We start from the raw sequence: 21,835 nt of genomic DNA on the forward strand, positions 1-21,835 counted from the left end.
GAGTTCCTCGTATGTCTGGTGAAAATTTTCGCGACATCCTGGCTTTTCTCGCTGTTGCGCGGGAGCGGAGCTTTACCCGCGCGGCGGCTCAGTTGGGCGTGTCTCAGTCGGCGCTCAGCCACACCATTCGCGCATTGGAAGCGCGGCTGGGGCTGCGTTTGCTGACCCGCACGACCCGCAGCGTATCGCCGACGGAGGCAGGCGAACGGCTGATCCAACGAGTGGCCCCCCGGTTCAAGGCGATCACCGACGAGCTGGCTGCATTCGAGGAGCTTCGCGACAGGCCCGCGGGAACCGTGCGCATCACCGCGTCTGATTTCGCGGCGAACACGATCCTCTGGCCCAAGCTCTCCAAGCTCCAGCCGAAGTATCCCGACGTCAAGATCGAGATCGCGATCGAACCGGGACTGACCGACATCGTGGCGGAGCGCTTCGACGCCGGTGTTCGTTTCGGCGACCAGATCGCCAAGGACATGACGGCGGTTCGGATTTCGAAGGACATCCGCATGGTGATCGTTGGGGCACCGTCCTATCTGGAAGGACGACCTTTGCCCAAGACCCCATCGGACCTGACCGAGCATGAGTGCATCAACATGCGCTTCTCCATGCGTGGCGGGGTGTATGCCTGGGAACTCAGGAAGGGCCAACGAAACCTGCAGGTACGGGTCGAGGGTTCGTGGACATTCAATTGCATCTACCCGGTTATCGACGCCGCGCTGGCGGGATTCGGCCTGGCGTACATGCCAGAAGAATTGGCACGCCCACATATCAAGAGCGGCCGACTTCAAACCGTGCTCAAGGACTGGTGCCCTACCTTTCCTGGGCTCCACATCTTCTTCGCCAGCCGGCGCCAATCGTCGCCCGCACTGTCGCTGATCGTCGAGGCATTGCGCTACCGCCGCTAGGCTGCTCCGATTGCGGGCGGAGCGATTGGATTCATGAATTCCATTTATAGCCGCATGTAGTTTCTGGCGTCTAGTCGCGCGAAGTCGTTCCAACTAAATTCGATAGGAACGCTCATTCGATTGAATGAGCGCTCGCGACGTCCTTTCGTCAATCCCGCTCCTCCAGACGCCCCTGTCAGGTGTTCCTGGCACGCGACTCGCCCAAGGGGCTCAGCGGCGTGTCACCTGCGAGGATTGATGCGCCGGCCCATGCGGTCGGCCCAGCGAGAGGGGCCTGACTTTTTTTGAAAGGAGCCACCCATGGAACTCAAACGCGCTGGATCTCAGCCTTCCGTCAAAGGGCCTGCCGAATGGTTCACTGGCACGGTGCGTATCGACCCTCTGAACAACCCGCCTGCGCCTGCCAGAGTGTCGTGTGCCGCTGTCACCTTCGAACCGGGGGCCCGCTCAGCCTGGCACACCCATCCGCTCGGCCAAACGCTTGTTGTGACGGCAGGCTGCGGCTGGACGCAATGCGAGGGAGAGCCCATCGTCGAGATCCGAGCAGGCGATGTCATCTGGTGCCCGCCTGGGCATAAGCACTGGCATGGCGCCACGCCAACCACCGCCATGACCCACATCGCGATCCAGGAAGCCCTCGATGGAAAGAACGTCGATTGGCTGGAGCACGTGACCGACGAGCAATACCTGGCAGGTCCGCCGCGCAGCGCTGGCGAGAACGGCTGAACAGCCGCCGATAGGCCTCTCTCTACAAGGAAAGTTCCTTTATGCGAATCCCATTCTTCAACCTTCTCTTGACCGCCGCCGCGCTACAGGCCGCCACCGCTGCTGTTGCCGCCCCCCAGGCCGAGAGCGCCGCATCGGCGCCCGCCCAGCAGGAGATCGTGCTTGCAGGAAGCCAAGCCTCGATCGCCGGTCCCGCCGAGACGTTCACCGGCCGAGCCCGGATTGACCCGCTGTGGTCACCCAACAAGGACATCAACGCCGCGGGCGCCATGGTCACTTTCGAGCCCGGCGCGCGCTCGGCCTGGCACACCCATCCCTACGGGCAGCGTCTGGTGGTGAGTTCGGGCGTCGGGCTCGTCCAGGAATGGGGCAAGCCTGTTCAGATCGTGCGCCCCGGCGATGCGATCTGGTGCCCGCCTGGCGTCAAACACTGGCACGGCGCTGCGCCGAAGACCGCCGTGACTTACCTGACGGTCACGGGCACCGTGGATGGCAAGAATGTGGACTGGATGGAGAAAGTCACGGATGACCAATACGAGGGCAAACATGCGCGATAAAAAGAGCCCCATGGCCAAGGTACTGGCCATCATCGCCCTGGGCATGACGACAGCGCTGTGCCAGGCCGCCCCGAATACGCAGGAGTCCAAAGATATGGTCAGTGCATCCACCGCATCTGCAACCCTGTCGGCCCGGCAGCAGGCCATCGTTCCCATCGGGGCCTTCGCTGCAGCGGGCGACATCGCCAAACTGAATATGGCCCTGAATCAAGGTCTGGACGCCGGTCTGACGATCAGTGACACGAAGGAGATCCTCGTGCAGCTTTACGCCTACGCGGGCTTCCCGCGCAGCCTCAATGCGCTGGGCGAACTGATGAAGGTACTGGAAGCGCGCAAGCAGCGCGGCATCCAGGACGCCCCCGGTCATCTGCCCAGCCGCGCCATTCCGAAGGGTGACGCGCTGCTCGCCGCGGGCACGGCCAACCAGACCAAGCTGGCGGGCGCGCCGGTCAAGGGACCGCTCTTCGACTTCGCTCCCGCCATCGATGACTACCTCAAGACGCATCTGTTCGGTGACATCTTTGAGCGCGACAACCTCGACTGGCAAAGCCGCGAGCTGGCCACGGTGGGCATGCTGTCGGCGCTCCCGGGCGCCGAGTCGCAACTGCAATCCCATATGGGCATCAGCTTGAACACCGGCCTGACGGCCGATCAACTGCGCCAACTCACCCAGGTGCTGGCCGACCGCGTGGATGCCGAGCATGCCCGCCGTGCGCGCGAGGCGCTGGACCGTCAACTGGCCACCAAGTCGGGAGCAAAATAACCATGCAAGCCACCATGCTCTACGGTCCGCGGGACATCCGCTTCGAGGATCGACCCGACCCACAGATTCTCAAGCCCACGGACGCCATCGTGCGCATCGCCGCAGCCTGCGTGTGCGGCTCGGATTTGTGGCCGTACCGTGGCATCCAGCCCATCACCGAGCCCATGCCGATGGGGCACGAATACTGTGGCGTGGTGGAAGACGTCGGCAGCGAGGTGCGCCACATCAAGCCGGGCCAGTTCGTCATCGGCTCGTTCTTCGCCTCGGACAATGCCTGCCCGGTCTGCCAGCACGGCTACCAATCCTCCTGCCAACAGGCGGAGTTTGTCGGCGGCGCCCAGGCACCGCTGCTGCGTGTCCCTCTCGCCGACGGTACTTTGGTTGCCACGCCGGGCACTCCCTCGAAGGAGTTGATTCCAAGCCTGCTGGCCACGTCCGATGTATTGGGCACAGGCTGGTATGCGGCCGTGGCGGCGAACGTCAAGCCAGGCGTAACAGCCGTGGTCGTCGGTGATGGTGCGGTGGGGCTCCTCGGCGTGCTGTCGGCCAAGCAGATGGGCGCCGAACGGATCATCGCGATGAGCCGGCATGCCTCCCGTCAGAAGCTCGCTCTCGAATTCGGCGCGACCGACATCGTGATCGAGCGTGGAAAAGACGGCGTGGCACGCATCATGGAAATGACCAATGGCCTCGGAGCCGACTCCGTTCTGGAGTGCGTTGGCACCCAGGAATCCATGATGCAAGCGATTCATTCCGCTCGGCAAGGCGGATATGTTGGCTATGTCGGCGTTCCACATGGCGTCGAACTCAACGGCGAAGAATTGTTCTTCGAGCACGTTCATCTCCATGGTGGCCCGGCACCAGTTCGCCAGTTCCTTCCCGAGTTGATCGACTTGGTTTGGCAGGAGAGGATCAATCCCGGCAAAGTGTTTGATCTGACGCTACCGTTGGATCAAGTGGCGGAAGGTTATCGGGCGATGGACGAACGTCGCGCGATCAAGACCTTGTTGATTCCTTGATGCTCCAACGAGCACGAAGCGGACACGTTTCAGGCGTTGCTGCTTCGTGAGATAGCTAGAAGAGACTCAACGAGGCGCTCTGCGCACACCGTGCCAGCCATTCAGGGGTCGCCCCGTTTGGCTTGCACCGGGCTTAGAGCGAGCGATGGCTGAGACTGGATATTGCACGCTGGTCGAGTCATGAGATTTGCTGGAGGGCCGGTGGTAGTTAGGGTGCAAGCCTGCGAAACAAGCGCATAAAAGGACGTTCTTACTCAAGGAGGCTCACCTGTGGAATTGCGACATCTTCGCTTTTTTGTCGTCCTGGCCGAGGAGTTGCATTTCACACGCGCTGCCGAGCGCTTGCATATTGAACAGCCGCCTCTGTCGCGAGCCATCAAAGAGCTTGAGGAAGAACTGGGTGTGCTGCTTTTCGCTCGGAACCGCCGAGGAACTGTGCTGACCGCAGCAGGCGCGACGTTCTTGCCGGACGTTCGTAGGCTGTTCACCATCCTTGAGCAGGCGCGAGAAAATGCCAAGGCCGTCGGCTCTGGCTTGCGAGGGAGTATCCGCATCGCAGTCTCTGACGGGGCGATCGATCCTCGGTTTTCGGCGTTGCTGGCCCGTTGTCGCGCGGAGGAGCCGGAGATTGAGATCCGCCTCTCCGAACTACCCTTGGCTGAGCAACTGCGTGGCCTGCGGGCTGGCGACTTTACGATAGGGTTCGCGCACACTGCCGATGTTGGTGATGGCATTGTTGCCGAACCCATCTGGCAAGATCCGCTGGTCATCGCGGTTCCTGCGCGGCACGAATTGCTCGCCCACAAGGAAGTCCCTCTTCATGAATTGGGCGGCCACCCACTCGTCTTATGTGATCCGCATGTGTGCGAGGGCTATTGCCGCGAACTTGCGCGCCTGCTTCGGCCACTGGAACACGAGCCTAATATTGTTGAACATGTGTCGTCACTGGACATGATGCTTACTCTTGTCGGCGCAGGCTTCGGCCTCGGTTTCACAACGGAAACCAGAATCGCAGCGTGCCAACGACCGGATGTGGTCATCCGCCCATTGGCGGCGGATTCCGCAGTGATCACGACCTACCTGCTTCGGCCCGACAATGACGGCCTGCCGGCTCCGCTGGAGCGATTTATCATTCGCCTACGCACCCATTTCGGTGGCTAACAAAGCTGCCCGCCGGTAATCTGCTCAAGAATCTGGGCCGAGACCGATATTGCGCTCTGTTGCAGTCATCAATTCAGCAGAACTTATCCTGAGTGCAGCGGCTACTTTCAGTATCAGGGCCAGCGTGGGCATATGCTCTCCACGCTCGATTTTTCCCATGTGCGAGCGCTCAATACCGGCCAAAGAGGCAAGCTCTTCTTGAGCGATCCCTTGGTCCATACGAGCGGCACGCACCGCTTGACCGAAAGCCTGTGCCGGCTCGGCTTCATAGGTGGTTGTACCAGGGGGGCGGCCCCGTTGAACGCTACGCTTCTGCATTACCAGAAGCGTCAAACAATCAATGGAACTTAACCACGTTAAACTTAACTCTTTTGGCTATCATGTTGGCTCGCCTTTTTAACCCGATTGCTTTTTGGGGGCTCTTATGCACGACGCCACCAGCCAGTTATCCCGATTCAGGCTCGCTATAGCGCCTGGCGTACCCTCATCGCATCTATCGGCACTGCTCGCGCTGCAACGCGCGGAAGAGCCGGACATCGCCATCGCGTTTTTTGAGGTCACAGTTGAGAACCTGCATACGGGCCTCCACGAAGGTCGCTACGACGCAGGTCTCTCGCTTCGGGAAGTAAGCGACCCGTTCCTGAAAAGCCAACCGCTGTGGAGCGAAGACATGGCCGTTGCGCTTCCATTGCGCTTCCCGTTGCTGGACAAGGGGAAGCTCACGGTCGCCGATCTGCTGAACCGCCCACTGTTTCGCTGGCAGGCAGAGGCCTGCCCCTTGTTGGATCAGCGGCTGTCTGCCCTTATACCTGCGGACGAGCGAGACATTCAGCACGTGACGTCCTTCGAGATGATGGCGCTATGGGTCGCGGCCGGTTATGGAATCGGCGTATCTGCGGGATCACGCATTGAGCATGCTCATAGGTGGGGAATCGCCATGCGTCCGCTTGGCGACGGCCCTTACAAGATCGTGACGCACCTGCAGCAGCCCAACGAACCTGCTAACGCCATTTCAGAGCGGTTCGAGCGTAGAGCCCTGCAGGTCGCCAAGTATGCTGCAGCTTAGTTGCGCCCGATGGGCTGCCTACGCCGATCAAATCCTCGGAGACGCGACTCCCCACATTCACAATCGGTGGAAGATGCAGGCGGCGCCGATTTAGCGTGGGGGCACAAGGCCCCCACGCTAGCTTTGGCCCTTACGCACCGTCGAGCACCACCACGCCGTCAACCAACCGGCGAACGCTCTGCCGCACCTCCTCGGGAATGGGGCGAGACGAGACGGTCTCCGGGACGTCCACATGCTGCTTACCGGCTGCGATAACCTGGACCACCGTGCCCAGATTGCTTGGCGTCACCAAATCGATGGCCGCGCGATCGCCCAGGTCCGGGTGTGGCCGGGTCAACATGCGGTAAAGCTCCCACGGATCCGCTTGCGGACACTGGCGCATGAGTACCTGGGCCAGCTTGTGCTTGAGCGGCACCAGTTGCCAATCGGGAACTCGTTGCCCCCGGTTGCCCAAGCTGATGGACAGCAGTTTGCCGGCCTTCAACTCGCGGTTGATCTGGTCTTTGGACTTCCCTGCCAGCTTGCCGAACAGCGGCACCGGCAGGCAGCTCGGCGACTCGTAGATGGCCAGCATCTCTTCGCGCTCGCGCTGGATTGCGGACACTTCCGGTTCCGGGGGCCGCGTGGGTGGTGGAGGCACCTGGGACAGCCGCTGAAACCTAATGCCTGCATCGTTCGGCATCATGACGATGGGAGCTGCCACCACAGGCGGCACAGAGGCTTCAGGGGGCACAGCGACGGTGGCAGCAGGCTCTTCCTCTTCTGCCATCGCCGGCACCCCCTCGATACGAATGGTGAGGTGAGCGCTGGCCGCTTCCACCTGGCCCTGTTCAAGCAGGTCGAGGCGGTCGGCCCAGTCCTGCATCATCCTGCGGCGCGGTTCCACATACTTGGCGTGGTTGTAGGCCGAACTTACCTTGTTCGGGTCCGAGTGCGAAAGCTGCGCATCCACCCAAATCTTGGGGTAGCCAATCTCGTTGAGCGCCGTCGAAATCGTTCCGCGGATGCCGTGGCCGGTAAGTTGGTCCTCGTAGCCCATCCGCTTCAAGGCGGCATTGAGGGTGTTCTCGCTGATGCGCTTCTTGAGTTCGCTGCGATGCGCCAGCAGGTGGCGCTGGGCCGGCCGCATCACCCCCAGAAGGTAGCTCACGATCTCGATGGCTTGAAGGGACAGCGGCACGATGTAGGGCGGCACATCCTGGGGACGCTTGCCGGCCTTGCGCATCTCGTCCTGAAGCTGTTTGACGATCTGGGGCGGGATGATCCAGAGGCCGCGGTCCAGGTCGAACTGATCCGGGGTCGCCAGCCGCAGCTCGCCGGTTCGCACCCCGGTGAGGAACAGCAGCCGGATGCCGAGCTGGGTCTGCCAGCCACGCGGGTTGTAGAGCCGGAGCTTCTGGAGGAATTCGGGCAGCTCGGGCAGATGCAAGTACGGGTTGTGGGTCACCGGAGGCTTGGGCTCCGCCACCACATCCAGGTCAGAAGCCGGATTGGCCTCCAGCCCCTCGACTATCACGAGGGCATAGCGGAACAACTGGCTCAACCAGGTGCGAACCTTTTCTGCCGTGGTGAAGGCCTTGCGTTCCTCGATCCTTGCCAGGACGCCCAGAAGCTGGGGCCGGCGAATGTCGTAGATCGACATCTTCCCGAAGGTGGGCAGCACATCCTTGCCGAAAATCCGCAGGAGCTGCGAGAGGGTGCTTTGACGACCCTCCTTGAGTTCCTTGCGCCGATGCTCGACCCAGGCATCGAAGACTGCCTTGAACGTGTAGTCGGCCGCCAGCTTCACGGCATGGCGCTTCTGCTTGCGGTCGGTGTGAGGGTTGATGCCCTTGGCCAGGAGTGCTCGGGCTTCGTCGCGCAAGGTACGCGCTTCGCGCAGGCCGATCTCGGGGTAGTTGCCCAGGGAGATGCGCTTTTGCTTGCCGAGCCAGTAGTAGCGCAGGTGCCACGATTTGCCGCCGGTAGGGGCAACCACCAGGCCGAGGCCATCGGTATCGGGGAGGCTGTAGGTTTTGTCAGCGGCCTTGGCTTGCCGCACAGTCAGATCAGAAAGTGCCATCATCGAAGCTCCTAAGTCTTGGACTTAGGCCCGATGCTGCTGGTCATCCCGATCCAACCCCAGCAACAACCCGGAACCGGAACCACCCGCATTCTTTGGCCTTGTTTTTGGCCTCAAAAACGCTGGCTGTCGGTGGATTCCAGTGGCTTTTGCTGGAATGAAAAAAGGAGCCGAAGCTCCTCTTTTCAACGACTTACAGCCCCCAGTGGAAGTCTGTAGATCTTAAATTGGAGCGGGAAAAGAGTCTCGAACTCTCGACCTCAACCTTGGCAAGGTTGCGCTCTACCAACTGAGCTATTCCCGCATCTGCTGCATTCAACTTTTTAACGTCGTTTGCTGCAACGAATCGAATTCTAGCGTACTTTTTGGCCGTTTTCAGACCCCATGCCATACGCCTTTAAAAAAGTGGCCTCAATGCTTGACGGAGGTAGGTTTGGCAGCGGTATCCGGGGCAGCAGGCACCGGCGCAGCGGCGGCCGCCGCCACCTCTTCGTCAGACAAAGGATCAGGCAAGCGCTCAAGCGCCACTTCCAACACCTTGTCGATCCAGCGGGCCGGGACGATCTCCAGTCCATCGCGCACGTTGTCCGGGATTTCCTGCAGGTCCTTGACGTTCTCTTCGGGAATCAGCACGGTCTTGATGCCGCCGCGCAGTGCGGCCAGCAGCTTTTCCTTCAGCCCGCCGATAGCCGTCACTTCGCCACGCAAGGTGATCTCGCCCGTCATTGCCACGTCGGCACGCACCGGGATACCCGTCAACGCCGACACCAGCGCCGTCGTCATCGCCGCGCCCGCACTCGGACCGTCCTTGGGCGTGGCGCCGTCCGGCACGTGGATGTGGATGTCGCGCTTCTCGAACACGTCATCACGGATGCCCAGGCGGCGCGAGCGGCTGCGCACCACGGTGCGCGCGGCCTCGACCGATTCCTTCATCACATCGCCCAGCGACCCGGTACGCGTGATCACGCCCTTACCGGGCATGACGGTTGCCTCGATGGTGAGCAGATCGCCCCCGACCTCGGTCCAAGCCAGCCCGGCCACTTGGCCCACCTGGTTCTTCTGCTCAGCACGGCCGTAGGTGTACTTGCGCACACCCAGGAAGTCGTTCAAATTCTCGGCCGACACCACCACCTGCGGCTCCATCTTCTTGAGCAACAAGGCCTTGACCACCTTGCGGCAGATCTTGGAGAGCTCGCGCTCCAGCGAGCGCACGCCGGCTTCTCGGGTGTAGTAGCGCACGATGTCACGCACGGCATCTTCGGTGACCAGCAACTCTTCGTCCTTGACCCCGTTGTTCTTCAACTGCTTGGGCAGCAGGTACTTCATCGCGATGTTGGTCTTCTCATCTTCGGTGTAGCCCGACAGACGGATGACTTCCATCCGGTCCAGCAAGGCCGACGGGATGTTCATCGAATTGGAAGTAGCCACGAACATCACGTCCGATAGATCGAAGTCGACCTCGACATAGTGATCGCCGAAGGTATGGTTCTGCTCAGGATCCAGCACCTCCAGCAGGGCACTGGATGGGTCGCCACGGAAGTCCGTACCCAGCTTGTCGATCTCGTCGAGCAGGAACAACGGATTGCGCGTGCCGACCTTGTTCAGGCTCTGCAGCACCTTGCCCGGCAAGGCGCCGATGTAGGTGCGGCGGTGGCCGCGGATCTCGGCCTCGTCGCGCATGCCGCCCAGCGCCATGCGCACGTACTTGCGCCCGGTAGCCTTGGCGATCGACTGGCCGAGCGAGGTCTTGCCCACACCCGGAGGACCGACCAGGCACAGGATAGGCGCCTTGACCTTTTCCACGCGCTGTTGCACTGCAAGATATTCAAGGATGCGGTCCTTGACCTTATCCAGGCCGTAGTGGTCTTCGTTGAGCACTTCCTCGGCGTTAGCAAGATCGTGCTTGATCTTGGTCTTCTTGCTCCAGGGCAGCGCCGTGAGCACGTCGATGTAGTTGCGCACCACGGTGGCTTCCGCCGACATGGGCGACATCAGCTTGAGCTTCTTCAGCTCGCCCTCGGCCTTCTTGAGCGCTTCCTTGGGCATCTTGGCGAGCTTGATCTTTTTCTCGATCTCCTCGATGTCCGCGCCCTCTTCGCCCTCGCCCAGCTCCTTCTGGATGGCCTTGACCTGTTCGTTGAGGTAGAAGTCGCGCTGGTTCTTCTCCATCTGCCGCTTCACGCGGCCACGGATCTTCTTGTCGACATTGAGGATGTCGACCTCGCGCTCGAGCTGCTCGAACAGGTTTTCCAGCCGCAGCTTGATGTCGGCCAGATCCAGCACCGTCTGCTTGTTGTCCACCTTGAGTGGCAGGTGGGCAGCGATGGTGTCGGCCAGACGACCCGGATCATCGATGCTGGAGATCGAGGTCAGGATCTCGGGCGGAATCTTCTTGTTGAGTTTGACGTACTGGTCAAACTGCTGCATCACGGCACGGCGCAAGGCCTCGACCTCGCTACTGCTCTGCGCAGTCTCGGCTTCCTGCACGGGCGTGACCGTAGCGACGAAATGGGTTTCAGAATCCTGAATCTGCGTCACGCCGGCACGTTGCTGGCCTTCGACCAGCACCTTCACCGTGCCGTCGGGCAGCTTGAGCATCTGCAGGATGGTGGAGACGCAGCCCACCTCGAACATGTCCTGAACAGAGGGCTCATCCTTGGCCGCCGTCTTCTGTGCGACCAGCATGATGCGCCGCTCGGCCTCCATGGCCAGCTCCAGCGCCTTGATGCTCTTGGGCCGGCCCACGAACAGCGGGATGACCATGTGGGGGAAAACGACGACGTCGCGCAGCGGCAAGAGCGGCAGCTCGATCGGGTCGGCGGGAAGGAGTGTATGACCGGACATGAAAATCCTTTGATTGACCCGCTCCATATGGCCGGAGTGGCGAGGTTTTCAATACGCCAGCGACCAGAAGAGCAGAGGAAACATCGCGGCCCCCGCAACGCAGCCCAATCAAGGGCTGCAGCTACGGAGCAGCGTCAGGCTTTCTTCGCCGACTCTCGGTACAACAGCAATGGCGGCTTGTTTTCGTCGATGGTCGACTCGTCTACCACCACCTTGTCGACATTGTGGGTGTGGGGCAACTCATACATCGTATCGAGCAGTGACTGCTCCAGGATGGAGCGCAGCCCACGCGCGCCAGTCTTGCGGGCCAGCGCCTTTTTGGCAATGGCCTTGAGTGCGGCTGGCCGCACCTCCAGGTCCACGCCTTCCATGGAAAACAGCTTGCTGTACTGCTTCACCAGCGCGTTCTTGGGTTCGGTAAGGATCTGGACCAGGGCGTCTTCGCTCAGCTCGGCCAGAGTCGCCACCACAGGCATGCGGCCGACCAGTTCCGGGATCAAGCCGAACTTGATCAGATCTTCCGGCTCGACCTCCTTGAACACCTCGGTCAGCGCCCGCTGCTGCTTGCTGCGGACCGAAGCGCCAAAACCGATGCCCGAGGCCTCTGTGCGGCCTTCGATCACCTTTTCCAGGCCAGAGAAGGCACCGCCGCAGATGAACAAGATGTTGGTCGTGTCGATCTGCAGGAAGTCCTGGTTCGGGTGCTTGCGCCCGCCTTGCGGCGGAATGCTGGCCATGGTGCCTTCGATCAGCTTCAGCAGGGCCTGCTGCACCCCTTCCCCGGACACGTCACGGGTGATGGAAGGGTTGTCCGACTTGCGCGAAATCTTGTCGATCTCGTCGATATACACGATGCCGCGCTGGGCGCGCTCAACCTCATAGTTGCAGCTTTGCAGCAGCTTCTGGACGATGTTTTCGACATCCTCGCCAACATAGCCGGCTTCGGTCAGCGTGGTGGCGTCGGCCATCACGAACGGCACATCAAGCATGCGCGCCAGCGTCTGCGCGAGTAGTGTCTTGCCAGAGCCGGTCGGGCCGATCAGCAAGATGTTGCTCTTGGCAAGCTCGACATCTTCCTTCTTCGACTTTTCCTTGTGCCGCAGCCGCTTGTAGTGGTTGTACACCGCCACCGCCAGCGTGCGCTTGGCGACTTCTTGACCAATGACGTAGTTGTCGAGATTGGTCTTGATTTCGATAGGCGTCGGCAGGTCGCTGCGCGGCTCCTTGGTGACATCGGCGTCAGGCAACTCATCACGAATGATTTCATTGCAGAGGTCTATGCACTCATCGCAGATGAAAACAGAAGGACCGGCGATCAGCTTCTTCACCTCGTGCTGGCTTTTGCCGCAAAAGGAGCAGTAAAGGGTTTTCTCGCTGGAGGAGCCTTTTTTCTCGGCCATGGACGCTATGCCTGAAGAGGGGATGGGGACATGATAACGAAATAAAAAACGGCGCTTTCCAGAGGGAAAACGCCGTTTGGACGCCTGCGGCGGTATTTCAGCTGCGCTTGGAGATCACTTGATCGACGATGCCGTAGTCCTTGGCTTCGTCAGCGGTGAGGAAGTAGTCGCGCTCGGTGTCGGACTTGACCTTCTCCAGCGGCTGGCCGGTGCGCTCAGCCAGGATGCGGTTCATCTGGTCCTTGGTGCGCAGGATGTCGCGCGCATGGATTTCGATGTCGGTGGCCTGGCCTCGTGCGCCGCCCAGCACCTGGTGAATCATGACCTTCGAATTGGGCAGCGAGAAGCGCTTGCCCTTTTCACCAGCCGCCAGCAGGAAGGCGCCCATGCTGGCCGCAAAGCCGATGCACAGCGTAGACACGGCTGGTTTGATGAACTGCATGGTGTCGTAGATCGCCATGCCAGCGCTCACACTGCCGCCCGGGGAGTTGATATAGAAGGAGATGTCCTTGTCGGGATTCTCGCTCTCCAGGAACAACAGCTGCGCCACCACGAGGTTGGCCGTCTGGTCGTTGACTTCACCAACCAGGAAGATCACCCGCTCTTTGAGCAGGCGGGAATAGATGTCGTAAGAACGCTCGCCACGGCCGGACTGCTCGATCACCATCGGCACCATGCCGAGGCCTTGGGTTTCCAGTGCACTCATGATTTCTCCTGGGAAAGGAATACTGTAGCGAAAATGACGTGGGGCTTGTGCCGCAAAGCACAAGCCCCACGCAGCATCCGGTCAAGCCGGATTGCAGAAAATCAGCCCTGCTGACCCATCAGCTCGTCAAACGCCACGGTCTTTTCGCTGACCTTGGCCTTGCCCAGCACGAAATCGGTGACGTTGTTTTCGATCACAACAGCTTCGACTTCAGCCAGGCGCTGGCGGTCGCCCTGGTACCAGCGCACGACATCAGCCGGCTTTTCGTAGCTGGCGGCCAGCTCATCGATGTGCGCCTTGATCTGCTCGGGCTTGGCCTGCAGGCTGTTGGCACGCACCAGCTCAGCCACAACCAGGCCCAGGCGCACGCGGCGCTCGGCTTGGGGGCGGAACACTTCGTCAGGGATCGGGGCCTTGTCGGCGTCCTTGATGCCGCGCTGCTTCAGGTCGGCGCGAGCGCCTTCGATCATGCGCTCGACTTCAGCCTGCACGCTGGCCTTGGGCAAGTCCAGCTCAGCCTTGGCGACCAGTGCGTCCATCACGGACTGCTTGTTGCGGGCCAGCACGCGGAACTTCACTTCGCGCTCAAGATTTTTCTTGATGTCAGCACGCAGGCCGTCGACCGTGCCGTCGGCAATGCCCAGCGACTTGGCCAGCAGGTCATTGATTTCAGGCAGATGGGCGGCTTCGATCTTGTTGACGGTCACTAGGAAGTCAGCCTGCTTACCGGCCACGTCCTTGCCGTGATAGTCCTCAGGGAAAGCCAGCGGGAAAGTCTTGCTTTCGCCGGCCTTCAGGCCGCGCACGGCTTCTTCGAATTCCTTGAGCATCTGGCCTTCGCCAACCAGGAACTGGAAGGCTTCAGCCTTGCCGCCCTGGAAGGTTTCGCCATCGATCTTGCCTTCGAAGTCAACGGTCACGCGGTCGCCGTCTTGCGCACCTGCATCTTGGGCACGCTGGGCGAAGCTGCGGCGCTGCTTGCGCAGGATGTCCAGGGTACGGTCGATGGCGCTGTCGTCCACTTCGGCGTTGAGCTTTTCAACTTCAGCATCAGACAGGTCGGCGATCTTGACTTCCGGATAGACCTCGAACACCGCGTCGAAAGTCAGTTCGCCCTCGGGCGCGCCGTCCTTTTCGGTGATGGTGGGCTGGCCGGCCACGCGCAGTTGCGCTTCGTTGGCAGCAGCGGCGAAAGCCTGACCGACCTTGTCGTTCATGACTTCGTATTGCACCGAGTAGCCATAGCGCTGGGCCACGACGTTCATCGGCACCTTGCCTGGACGGAAACCGTCCATCTTGATGGTGCGGGCGAGGCGCTTCAGGCGCACATCAACTTCGGACTGGATCGTGGCGACGGGCAGCGTCAGCGTGATCTTGCGCTCCAGCTTTTCGAGGGTTTCCACATTGACGGCCATGTTCTGCTCCTTTGAGATCGGCGGCAGGCCATCTCGCCTACCTATCTGGAATATTGCTTGGTGCGCGGGGGGGGACTCGAACCCCCACACCATTGCTGGCGTCAGGACCTAAACCTGGTGCGTCTACCAATTTCGCCACCCGCGCAATGTTCCCAAGGCACGCGGCAGCCGGTCAGGCCGCGCGCATGCAATTTGGTCAACCCGCTATTTTAGCCCGATGTGAGAGCTGTTTCCGCGGAAGGGGGTTCGCGCTTGATACGAAACCATGCCGCATACATCGCCGGCAGGGCCAGCAAGGTGAGCACGGTGGCCACAATCAGCCCGCCCATGATGGCCACGGCCATGGGGCCCCAGAACACGCTGCGCGAGAGCGGAATCATGGCCAGGACCGCCGCAGCGGCAGTCAGCACGATGGGCCGCAGCCGGCGCACAGCGGATTCGACGATGGCATCCCAGGCCGGCACGCCGCGGGCGCGTTCTTGCTCGATCTGGTCAATCAGGATCACCGAATTGCGCTGGATCATGCCCATCAGCGCGATCACCCCAAGCAGCGCGACAAAGCCAAACGGGCGATTCAGCAACAGCAGCGCAGCTGCAACGCCGGCAATACCCAGCGGCCCGGTCAGGAACACCAGTACGGCGCGACTGAAGCTGTGCAACTGCAGCATCAGCAGAGTGAACACGACGAACAGCATGACGGGCGCACCCGCCACGATGGACGCCGAGCCCTTGCTGCTTTCCTCCACCGCGCCGGCGACCTCGATGCGGTAGCCGGTGCGGCCCTCGGCATGCCATTGCGCTTCCAGCTTGCGCAGGGCGGGCAGCAGTTCGTTGGTGACGGTGGCGCCCTGCATGCCCTCCACCGTATCGGCCTGCACGGTGATGCCGTACTCGCGGTTCTCGCGCCACATCACGCCGTATTCCCAGCCCAGTACCGGCTTGGCGATCTGCGCCAGCGGAATGGCACGGCCCGAGGCCGAGGTGACGTAGGCGCTCTGCAGGTCGGTAATGGCGTCGCGCTCGGACGCGGGCTGGCGCAGCACGATGTCGATCAGTCGGTCGCCCTCGCGGTACTGGCCGACGGTGCTGCCGCTGAGCAGCATGCGCGTGGCCTGGGCAATGGACTGGCTGGTCACGCCCAGCGCGCGCGCCTTGTCCTGGTCCACCTCCAGGCGGACCGCCTTTACCGGTTCATTCCAGTTGTCGTTTGTGCCCAGCGCGTGAGGGTTGGCGCGCAGGATGGCGGTCACCTCGTCGGCGCGCGCGCGCAACGCGGCCGGATCATCGCCGATCACGCGGAACTGCACCGGATACGGCACCGGCGGCCCGCTAGGCAGCAGCTTGACACGGCCACGCACCTCGGGGAATTCCTTGGCCAGCAACGCCGGCAGGCGCAGGCGCAAGGTTTCGCGCACGGCCAAATCCTTGGGCATCAAAATCAGTTGCGACACATTGGTCTGGGGGAAGACCTGATCCAGCGGCAGATAGAAGCGCGGCACGCCCGAACCGATCCAGGTGGTGACGCTCTCGACGCCGGGCTCTTCGCGCAGCCGGGCCTCCACGCGACGGGCAATGGTCTCGCTCACGGCAAACGGCGTGCCCTCGGCAGACCACAGGTCCACCATGATTTCCGGCCGGCTCGAATCCGGGAAGAACTGCTGCTGCACCCGCCCCATGCCCACCAGGCCGAGGGCAAAGATCGCCAGCGTGGCGCCGATGGTGATCCAGCGGTGCGCCACGCACCAGCCCACGGTACGGCGAAAGCCGTTGTAGAAGCGGCTGTCGAACATTTCGTGCGACTGATCGTGCCCGGCCTCCTGCACATGGCGCGGGACCTTCAGCAGCAACATGCCCAGGTAGGGCACGAAGTAGACCGAGACAAACCAGCTCAGCAGCAGCGCAATCACGGTCACGGCGAAGATGGCGAAGGTGTATTCGCCGGTGACCGATTTGGCGATGCCGATCGGCAAGAAGCCAGCGGCCGTGATCAAAGTGCCGGTCAGCATGGGCATGGCCGTTGCGTCATAGGCAAAGGTGGCGGCGCGGGCCTTGTCGTAGCCCTCTTCCATCTTGCGCACCATCATCTCGACCGCAATGATGGCGTCGTCCACCAGCAAGCCCAGCGCGATGATCAACGAGCCGAGCGAGATCTTGTGCAAGCCGATGTTCCAGTAGTCCATGGCCAGGAAGGTCATGGCCAGCACCAACGGGATGGTGATGCCCACCACCAGCCCGGGCCGCACGTCCAGCGTGTAGCGCTGCCACCAGCGCTGCGCACCCGTGCGCCGGTGCAGGCCGAGGCTGATGAAGCTCACGGCCAGCACGATCACCACGGCCTCGGTCAGCACGTGCAGAAACTCGCTAACCGAATCGGTCACCGCGGCCGGTTGGTCCTGCACCTGCGCCAGGCGCGCGCCGGCCGGCAGGGTGCGGCCAAGCTCGCTCACCGTGGCGTGCAGTGCCTTGCCCAGCGCCACGATGTCGCCGCCCTTGGCCATGGAGATGCCCAGGGCGATCACGTCGCGTCCCTGGAACAGCACCTTGGTGACGGGTGGATCGATCGTGCCGCGCCGGATTTCGGCGATATCGCCCAGGCGCAACTGGTTGCCCGAGCTGCCACGGATCGGCATGTCGCGCAACTGCGCCACCGCCTCGAAAGCGCCATCGACGCGCACCTGCACCACGTCGCGCGGCGACTGCACGGCGCCGGCACTCTCCACCGCGTTCTGCTGACCGAGTTGGTTCAGCACGTCGTTGAGGTTGAGCCCCAACTGCGCCAGGCGCTGGCGCGGGATCTCGATGAAGACCTTCTCGTCCTGCGCCCCAAACAATTCGACCTTGGCGACATCCTTCACGCGCAACAGGCGCTGGCGCACGTCCTCGGCCAGCTGCCGGCTCTCTGCCGTGTCGAAGCCGTCGGTTTCCAGCGCGTAGATGACACCGTAGACATCACCGAAGTCGTCGTTGAAGAACGGCCCCTGGATGCCCGCCGGCAACGTATAGCGCATGTCGCCGATCTTCTTGCGCACCGTGTACCAAAGATTGGGCACGTCGCCCGGGCGAGAGTCGTCGCGCACCTGGAAGATGATCTGCGACTCGCCTGGCTTGGAGTAGCTGCGGATCTTGTCGGCGTAAGGCACCTCTTGCAGCGAGCGCTCCAGTTTGCTGGTGACCTGGTCGGCCACCTGCTGCGCGGTCGCGCCCGGCCAGTAGGTACGCACCACCATCACACGGAAGGTGAAGGGTGGATCCTCGTCCTGGCCCAACTGGAAGTAGGCGGCAAAGCCCAGCACCATCAGCGCCACCAACAGGTAGCGGGTCAGGGACGCATGTTCCAGCGCCCAACGGGAAAGATTGAAGCCGGACTTGGGCTGCGCGTCTTCGGGCGCGTGTGGCGCTTGCTGCGTCATACGAGCCTCACTTCGCTGCGGGAGCAACGGGAATGGCAGGCACCACCGCCGGCGGCGGCGTGGCGGATGCTATTGAATCAATAGCTTCACCCCGGCCAGCAGCCTTGCCTTCAGGGTATTTTCCTTCATAAACGCTGACCTTCTGCCCTTCGGCCAGCACATGCACGCCGGCGGCCACCACACGCATACCGGGGCTCAGGCCTTGCGTCACCACGACATCGCTGCCGTCGACACCGCTAATGGCGATAGGTTGTGAACGCACCGTCATGTTCTTCTCATCCAGCACCCAGACCGCCGTGGCGCCGGCCTCCTGCCGCAGCGCGGAAGTCGGCAGTTTGAGCACTGCCGGCGCCGCATTGGGCCCGGGTTGCGGCAGTACCGATACCGTAGTGCCAAGCGGTGGCGCGGCGCCCTCGAGAGCGACCTTGACGGTGAAGGTACGGGTGGCCCGATCGGCACTGGCGCCGACCTCGCGCACCCGCCCAGCCAACGACGTGCTGCCAGCCCAGGTGCGCACCTGCACCGGTTGGCCGGCGGCAAAGCTGGCCACCTGGTCTTCCGGCACGGCGAAGACGGCGTCGCGTACGCCGTCCTGCGCCAGCCGCACCACCGGCGTGCCGGCAGAGACGACCTGGCCGGGCTCGGCGTCGATCGAGGTGATTACACCGGCCGCATCGGCCAGCAGGTTGGCGTATTCGGCCTGGTTGCCCTGCGCCGACAACTGGGCCTGGGCCTGGTCCAGGCTGGCCTTGGCCGAACGCAGCGTGGCATCGCGCCGCTCCAGCTCGGCGCTGCTGATGAAGTTCTGCTCTTTCAGGGCGGAATAGCGCTTGAAATCGGCAGCCGCCAGCTCGTGGTTGGTACGTGCGGCTGCTACCTGGGCACGCGCCGCGTCTGCGGCCAGACGCAGGTCCTGCGGATCGAGTTGCGCCAGCAACTGGCCGGCCTGCACGCGCTGGCCAACCTCTGCCTGGCGCTTGAGGATCTTGCCGCCTACGCGGAAGCCCAGTTGCGACTCGATGCGGGCCCGCACCTCACCGGCAAACACCTGGTCGGAGCCTTCGCTGGTGGCGGTGACGGTCACCAGCTTCACGGCCCGCACCGGCTCTTCGGGCACCGCCTGCTTCGAGCAGCCGGCCAGTACCAGGGACACGAGCAGCAGGACGGCAAAAACGCCCGGCGGACGCGAGACAGAGGGGGAGCGAAGAGGATGCATGAGCGCGGACGGACTCAACCGTGAATTGAATTAATGACTGACTGGTTAGTAATCTAGTAAAGCCACCCAAGGCTGTCAAGTTGAATTCGCCGAAGAGTAGCCCCGACAATGCCCGGGTGTCGACCCCCTCCTTCCCCACTGCCGATTCCACGGCGCCTGCGCCCGACCATTACGAGAACTTCCCGGTGGCCTCGTGGCTCTGCCCGCCAGCGCTGCGGCCGCCGATTGCAGCGCTCTACGCCTTTGCCCGCACTGCGGACGATCTGGCCGATGAGGGCGATGCACCGGCCGAAGCGCGGCTGGCCGACCTCGCGGCCTACCGTGCAGATCTGCAGGCGGTCGCAGCAGGGCAAGCGCCGTCGCCGCGCTGGACCGCCGTTTTCAGCCCTCTGGCAGTCGCCATCGCCCACTGGAAATTGCCAGTACCGCTGCTGGAAGACCTGCTCGACGCCTTCGCCCAAGACGTTCGCAAGACCCATGAGGGCAGCGGCTATGCCGACCGCGCCGAGCTGCTGGACTACTGCCGCCGCTCGGCCAACCCGGTCGGCCGGCTGCTGTTGCACCTCTACGGCGTCACCGGTGCGGCGGCACTGGCCGAGAGCGACGCCATCTGCAGCGCACTGCAACTGGTCAACTTCTGGCAGGACCTGTCGGTAGACATTCCGCGGGGCCGCTTCTACCTGACCGAGGCTGACCGCCACGCGCACGGCGTGCCGCAAGATGATGTGCTGGCACGGCGGCAAACGCCCGCTGCCACCGCTCTGGTAGCAGACTGCTGCGCCTGGGCGCGCACCAGCATGCGGGCCGGCGCGCCGCTGGTGCACCGCATTCCCGGCCGAGCCGGCTGGGAACTGCGCCTGGTGGTGCAAGGCGGCCTGCGTATCCTTGACCGCATCGCGGCGCTGGACCACGCCACACTGCTGCAGCGCCCAACGGTAGGCGCCCGCGACCTGCCGGTGATGCTCTGGCGCGCCGCCTGGATGTAGCGTGTCAGCGCGCCCAAAGGATGGCAAGAACGCCCAGGGCCAGCAGGATCAGCACGGCACCGGAGATTCTTTCCAGCCAGGGCAATGCGCGCGCAAAACGCCTCAGCACCGCCTGATTGCCGATCATGATGGCGACCAGCCCGTCCCACAGCAGGACGACACTGAACATCCATATACCGTAGGCAGTTTTCCAGCCTTGGCTGGCATGCGGCCCGGTCAGCATTGCGGCCAGGCTGGCATAGAACAGCGCGTTCTTCGGGTTGAGGATGCCCGACAGAAAGCCCATGCCGGCTGCGCGTTGCCAGGCGCCGAGCCGATGCACGGGCTGACTTGCGGGACTGATCTGCCGCGATGTGTTTTCCAGGGGACTGGCGCCTGCATAGCGAATGAACAAGACGCCGAGATAGAGCAGATAGGCGCAGCCGGCCAGTTGCAGGCCCACAAAAAGCATGCTGTCCGGGCGCAGCGCGGCCGTGCCGGCGAATGCAGCGACGATGAACACGCCATTGGCGACGGCGATGCCAAGGCAGGCGCCGCTGGCAAGCTTCCAGCCGGAAGACAGCGAAGTTCGAGCGATCAGGAAAAAGTCAGGGCCGGGCGACAGCAGCGCCAGGAAATGCGCTGCGGCGATAAGGAGAAATTGCTGCATTCAAAGGCATACGTTCGGGCTCTTCCCCGAAGAGTGCCCGCCTTGGCCCGATATGTATTGAACAAAATTGCAGTAACGCCTAGGCCCGGAAACATCCCGGCGTGACGCCAGCATGGGCTTTGAAGACACGCTGGAAGTGCGCCTGATCCGCAAAGCCCAGATCGTGCGCAACATCCGCGATACCGTCGCCCGCCCGCATCCGCTCCCTTGCAAGATTGACACGCTGGTTCAACTGCCAGGCATGGGGCGTGAAGCCTGTTGCCGAACGAAAGGCGCGGATCAGTTGGTAGCGGCTCATACCAACCAGGCGCGCCAGACGCTCCAAGGGCGCGTTCGCGGTCGGCTCGCCGCGCAAAAGCTCCAGGGCCGGGGCAAGCCGTTTGGAGAGGCCAGGTGATCGAGGTGGCGTGTCGATGTCCGCCCACTGCGCCCATTGCGCCGATTGCTCACGATCGCAATCCCCGATGAACTCGATGAGTGCCGCCTCTTTGTCCTGCGGATCAGCGTCGGAAAACAAGCCTGCATTGAGCCGGCAGAATTTGGCATAGATGGCGGGCGCGGCCACGACCCGGGCCGGCTCATCGTCATCACGCCTTGCTTCTGCCATGGCGTACTCCTGTCGAACTGCCTGGAGCCATTGCGCGTCCAGGTGCAGCATTTGGTAGCTCCACGCAGAGTCAGGCACAGGGTTACAGGCATGAACCCTGGCCGCGGGGACGAATACGAGCGTCCCGGCACGCAGAAGAACTGGACTCTCGCTCGCACCGGTGAACAGGCTGCACCCCCGATCGACTGCGCCAATGGAGAAGGTGGGATGGCTGTGCGGCTTGTAGCAGGCCCGGCTGTGGCAGGCGCGGCGGCTCTCGGCATAGGGCAGGGCCGGATCGCGCCAGAACTGAGTGGTGGCATTCATGGGTCAATCGTCACACTGGCATAAAAGCTGCGTAAAG

18 protein-coding genes and 2 tRNA genes are annotated in these 21,835 nt (G+C 62.6%); 8 read left to right on the forward strand and 12 right to left on the reverse strand.

The features are described from left to right. Positions 1 to 11: 11 nt before the first annotated feature. The 6 genes from AAFF27_18970 to AAFF27_18995 all read left to right on the forward strand — a co-directional run bounded on the left by AAFF27_18970 (position 12) and on the right by AAFF27_18995 (position 5,131). Positions 12 to 905: a LysR family transcriptional regulator gene (locus AAFF27_18970; protein ID XAH22087.1), complete on the forward strand. Its 894-nt coding sequence runs from the start codon at positions 12 to 14 to the stop codon at positions 903 to 905. 300 nt (positions 906 to 1,205) lie between these two features. Further along, a complete protein-coding gene (locus AAFF27_18975) occupies positions 1,206 to 1,631 on the forward strand; it encodes a cupin domain-containing protein (protein ID XAH22088.1) in 426 nt (141 codons plus the stop codon). A gap of 41 nt (positions 1,632 to 1,672) precedes the next feature. Further along, positions 1,673 to 2,188, forward strand: a complete 516-nt coding sequence (locus tag AAFF27_18980) for a cupin domain-containing protein (GenBank protein ID XAH22089.1) — start codon at positions 1,673 to 1,675, stop codon at positions 2,186 to 2,188. A gap of 94 nt (positions 2,189 to 2,282) precedes the next feature. After that, the gene (locus AAFF27_18985; protein XAH26268.1) at positions 2,283 to 2,951 is read left to right on the forward strand and encodes a carboxymuconolactone decarboxylase family protein; all 669 of its coding nucleotides are present in this window, start codon (positions 2,283 to 2,285) and stop codon (positions 2,949 to 2,951) included. 2 nt (positions 2,952 to 2,953) lie between these two features. Next, positions 2,954 to 3,970, forward strand: coding sequence for a zinc-dependent alcohol dehydrogenase family protein (locus AAFF27_18990; GenBank protein ID XAH22090.1), 1,017 nt, complete (start codon positions 2,954 to 2,956; stop codon positions 3,968 to 3,970). A 270-nt stretch (positions 3,971 to 4,240) separates the two neighbouring features. Next, on the forward strand, positions 4,241 to 5,131 hold the full coding sequence (locus AAFF27_18995) for a LysR family transcriptional regulator (GenBank protein ID XAH22091.1): 891 nt from the start codon (positions 4,241 to 4,243) through the stop codon (positions 5,129 to 5,131). Between the two features lie 24 nt (positions 5,132 to 5,155). Here the strand turns inward: AAFF27_18995 and AAFF27_19000 are convergent, their stop codons facing one another. Continuing rightward, the gene (locus tag AAFF27_19000; protein XAH26269.1) at positions 5,156 to 5,449 is read right to left on the reverse strand and encodes a helix-turn-helix transcriptional regulator; all 294 of its coding nucleotides are present in this window, start codon (positions 5,447 to 5,449) and stop codon (positions 5,156 to 5,158) included. A 106-nt stretch (positions 5,450 to 5,555) separates the two neighbouring features. Here AAFF27_19000 and AAFF27_19005 point away from each other — a divergent pair, with 106 nt between their 5' ends. Continuing rightward, entirely contained in the window at positions 5,556 to 6,197 is a 642-nt protein-coding gene (locus AAFF27_19005; GenBank protein XAH22092.1) for a LysR substrate-binding domain-containing protein, read from the forward strand. Positions 6,198 to 6,327: 130 nt separating this feature from the next. Here AAFF27_19005 and AAFF27_19010 read toward each other — a convergent pair whose 3' ends face one another. The 9 genes from AAFF27_19010 to AAFF27_19050 form a co-directional block, all read right to left on the reverse strand. Then, positions 6,328 to 8,259 (reverse strand): integrase arm-type DNA-binding domain-containing protein, encoded by a 1,932-nt coding sequence (locus AAFF27_19010; GenBank protein XAH26270.1) that lies wholly within the window; start codon positions 8,257 to 8,259, stop codon positions 6,328 to 6,330. A gap of 228 nt (positions 8,260 to 8,487) precedes the next feature. Further along, a tRNA-Gly gene (locus tag AAFF27_19015) sits at positions 8,488 to 8,563 on the reverse strand. A gap of 107 nt (positions 8,564 to 8,670) precedes the next feature. Further along, positions 8,671 to 11,103 carry an endopeptidase La gene (gene lon, locus AAFF27_19020; protein ID XAH22093.1) on the reverse strand — a complete coding sequence of 811 codons (2,433 nt, stop codon included), beginning with the start codon at positions 11,101 to 11,103 and terminating at the stop codon, positions 8,671 to 8,673. A 134-nt stretch (positions 11,104 to 11,237) separates the two neighbouring features. Then, complete coding sequence (gene clpX / locus AAFF27_19025; GenBank protein ID XAH22094.1) at positions 11,238 to 12,503, reverse strand: ATP-dependent Clp protease ATP-binding subunit ClpX; 1,266 nt, start codon at positions 12,501 to 12,503, stop codon at positions 11,238 to 11,240. Positions 12,504 to 12,600: 97 nt separating this feature from the next. Beyond that, entirely contained in the window at positions 12,601 to 13,209 is a 609-nt protein-coding gene (gene clpP, locus AAFF27_19030) for an ATP-dependent Clp endopeptidase proteolytic subunit ClpP (protein XAH22095.1), read from the reverse strand. 101 nt (positions 13,210 to 13,310) lie between these two features. Then, on the reverse strand, positions 13,311 to 14,624 hold the full coding sequence (tig, locus tag AAFF27_19035) for a trigger factor (protein ID XAH22096.1): 1,314 nt from the start codon (positions 14,622 to 14,624) through the stop codon (positions 13,311 to 13,313). Between the two features lie 58 nt (positions 14,625 to 14,682). Further along, a tRNA-Leu gene (locus AAFF27_19040) sits at positions 14,683 to 14,769 on the reverse strand. Between the two features lie 64 nt (positions 14,770 to 14,833). After that, positions 14,834 to 18,034, reverse strand: a complete 3,201-nt coding sequence (locus tag AAFF27_19045) for an efflux RND transporter permease subunit (GenBank protein XAH22097.1) — start codon at positions 18,032 to 18,034, stop codon at positions 14,834 to 14,836. 7 nt (positions 18,035 to 18,041) lie between these two features. Continuing rightward, positions 18,042 to 19,250, reverse strand: a complete 1,209-nt coding sequence (locus tag AAFF27_19050; GenBank protein XAH22098.1) for an efflux RND transporter periplasmic adaptor subunit — start codon at positions 19,248 to 19,250, stop codon at positions 18,042 to 18,044. A gap of 116 nt (positions 19,251 to 19,366) precedes the next feature. Between AAFF27_19050 and hpnC the strand changes: the two genes are divergently transcribed. Then, positions 19,367 to 20,236: a squalene synthase HpnC gene (hpnC, locus tag AAFF27_19055; GenBank protein ID XAH22099.1), complete on the forward strand. Its 870-nt coding sequence runs from the start codon at positions 19,367 to 19,369 to the stop codon at positions 20,234 to 20,236. A gap of 4 nt (positions 20,237 to 20,240) precedes the next feature. Here hpnC and AAFF27_19060 read toward each other — a convergent pair whose 3' ends face one another. Next, positions 20,241 to 20,885 (reverse strand): LysE family translocator, encoded by a 645-nt coding sequence (locus AAFF27_19060; GenBank protein ID XAH22100.1) that lies wholly within the window; start codon positions 20,883 to 20,885, stop codon positions 20,241 to 20,243. 79 nt (positions 20,886 to 20,964) lie between these two features. Continuing rightward, positions 20,965 to 21,798, reverse strand: a complete 834-nt coding sequence (locus AAFF27_19065) for an AraC family transcriptional regulator (protein ID XAH22101.1) — start codon at positions 21,796 to 21,798, stop codon at positions 20,965 to 20,967. Positions 21,799 to 21,835: the final 37 nt, after the last annotated feature.

This window comes from Xylophilus sp. GW821-FHT01B05, from assembly GCA_038961845.1.
Taxonomy (GTDB): domain Bacteria; phylum Pseudomonadota; class Gammaproteobacteria; order Burkholderiales; family Burkholderiaceae_C; genus Xylophilus.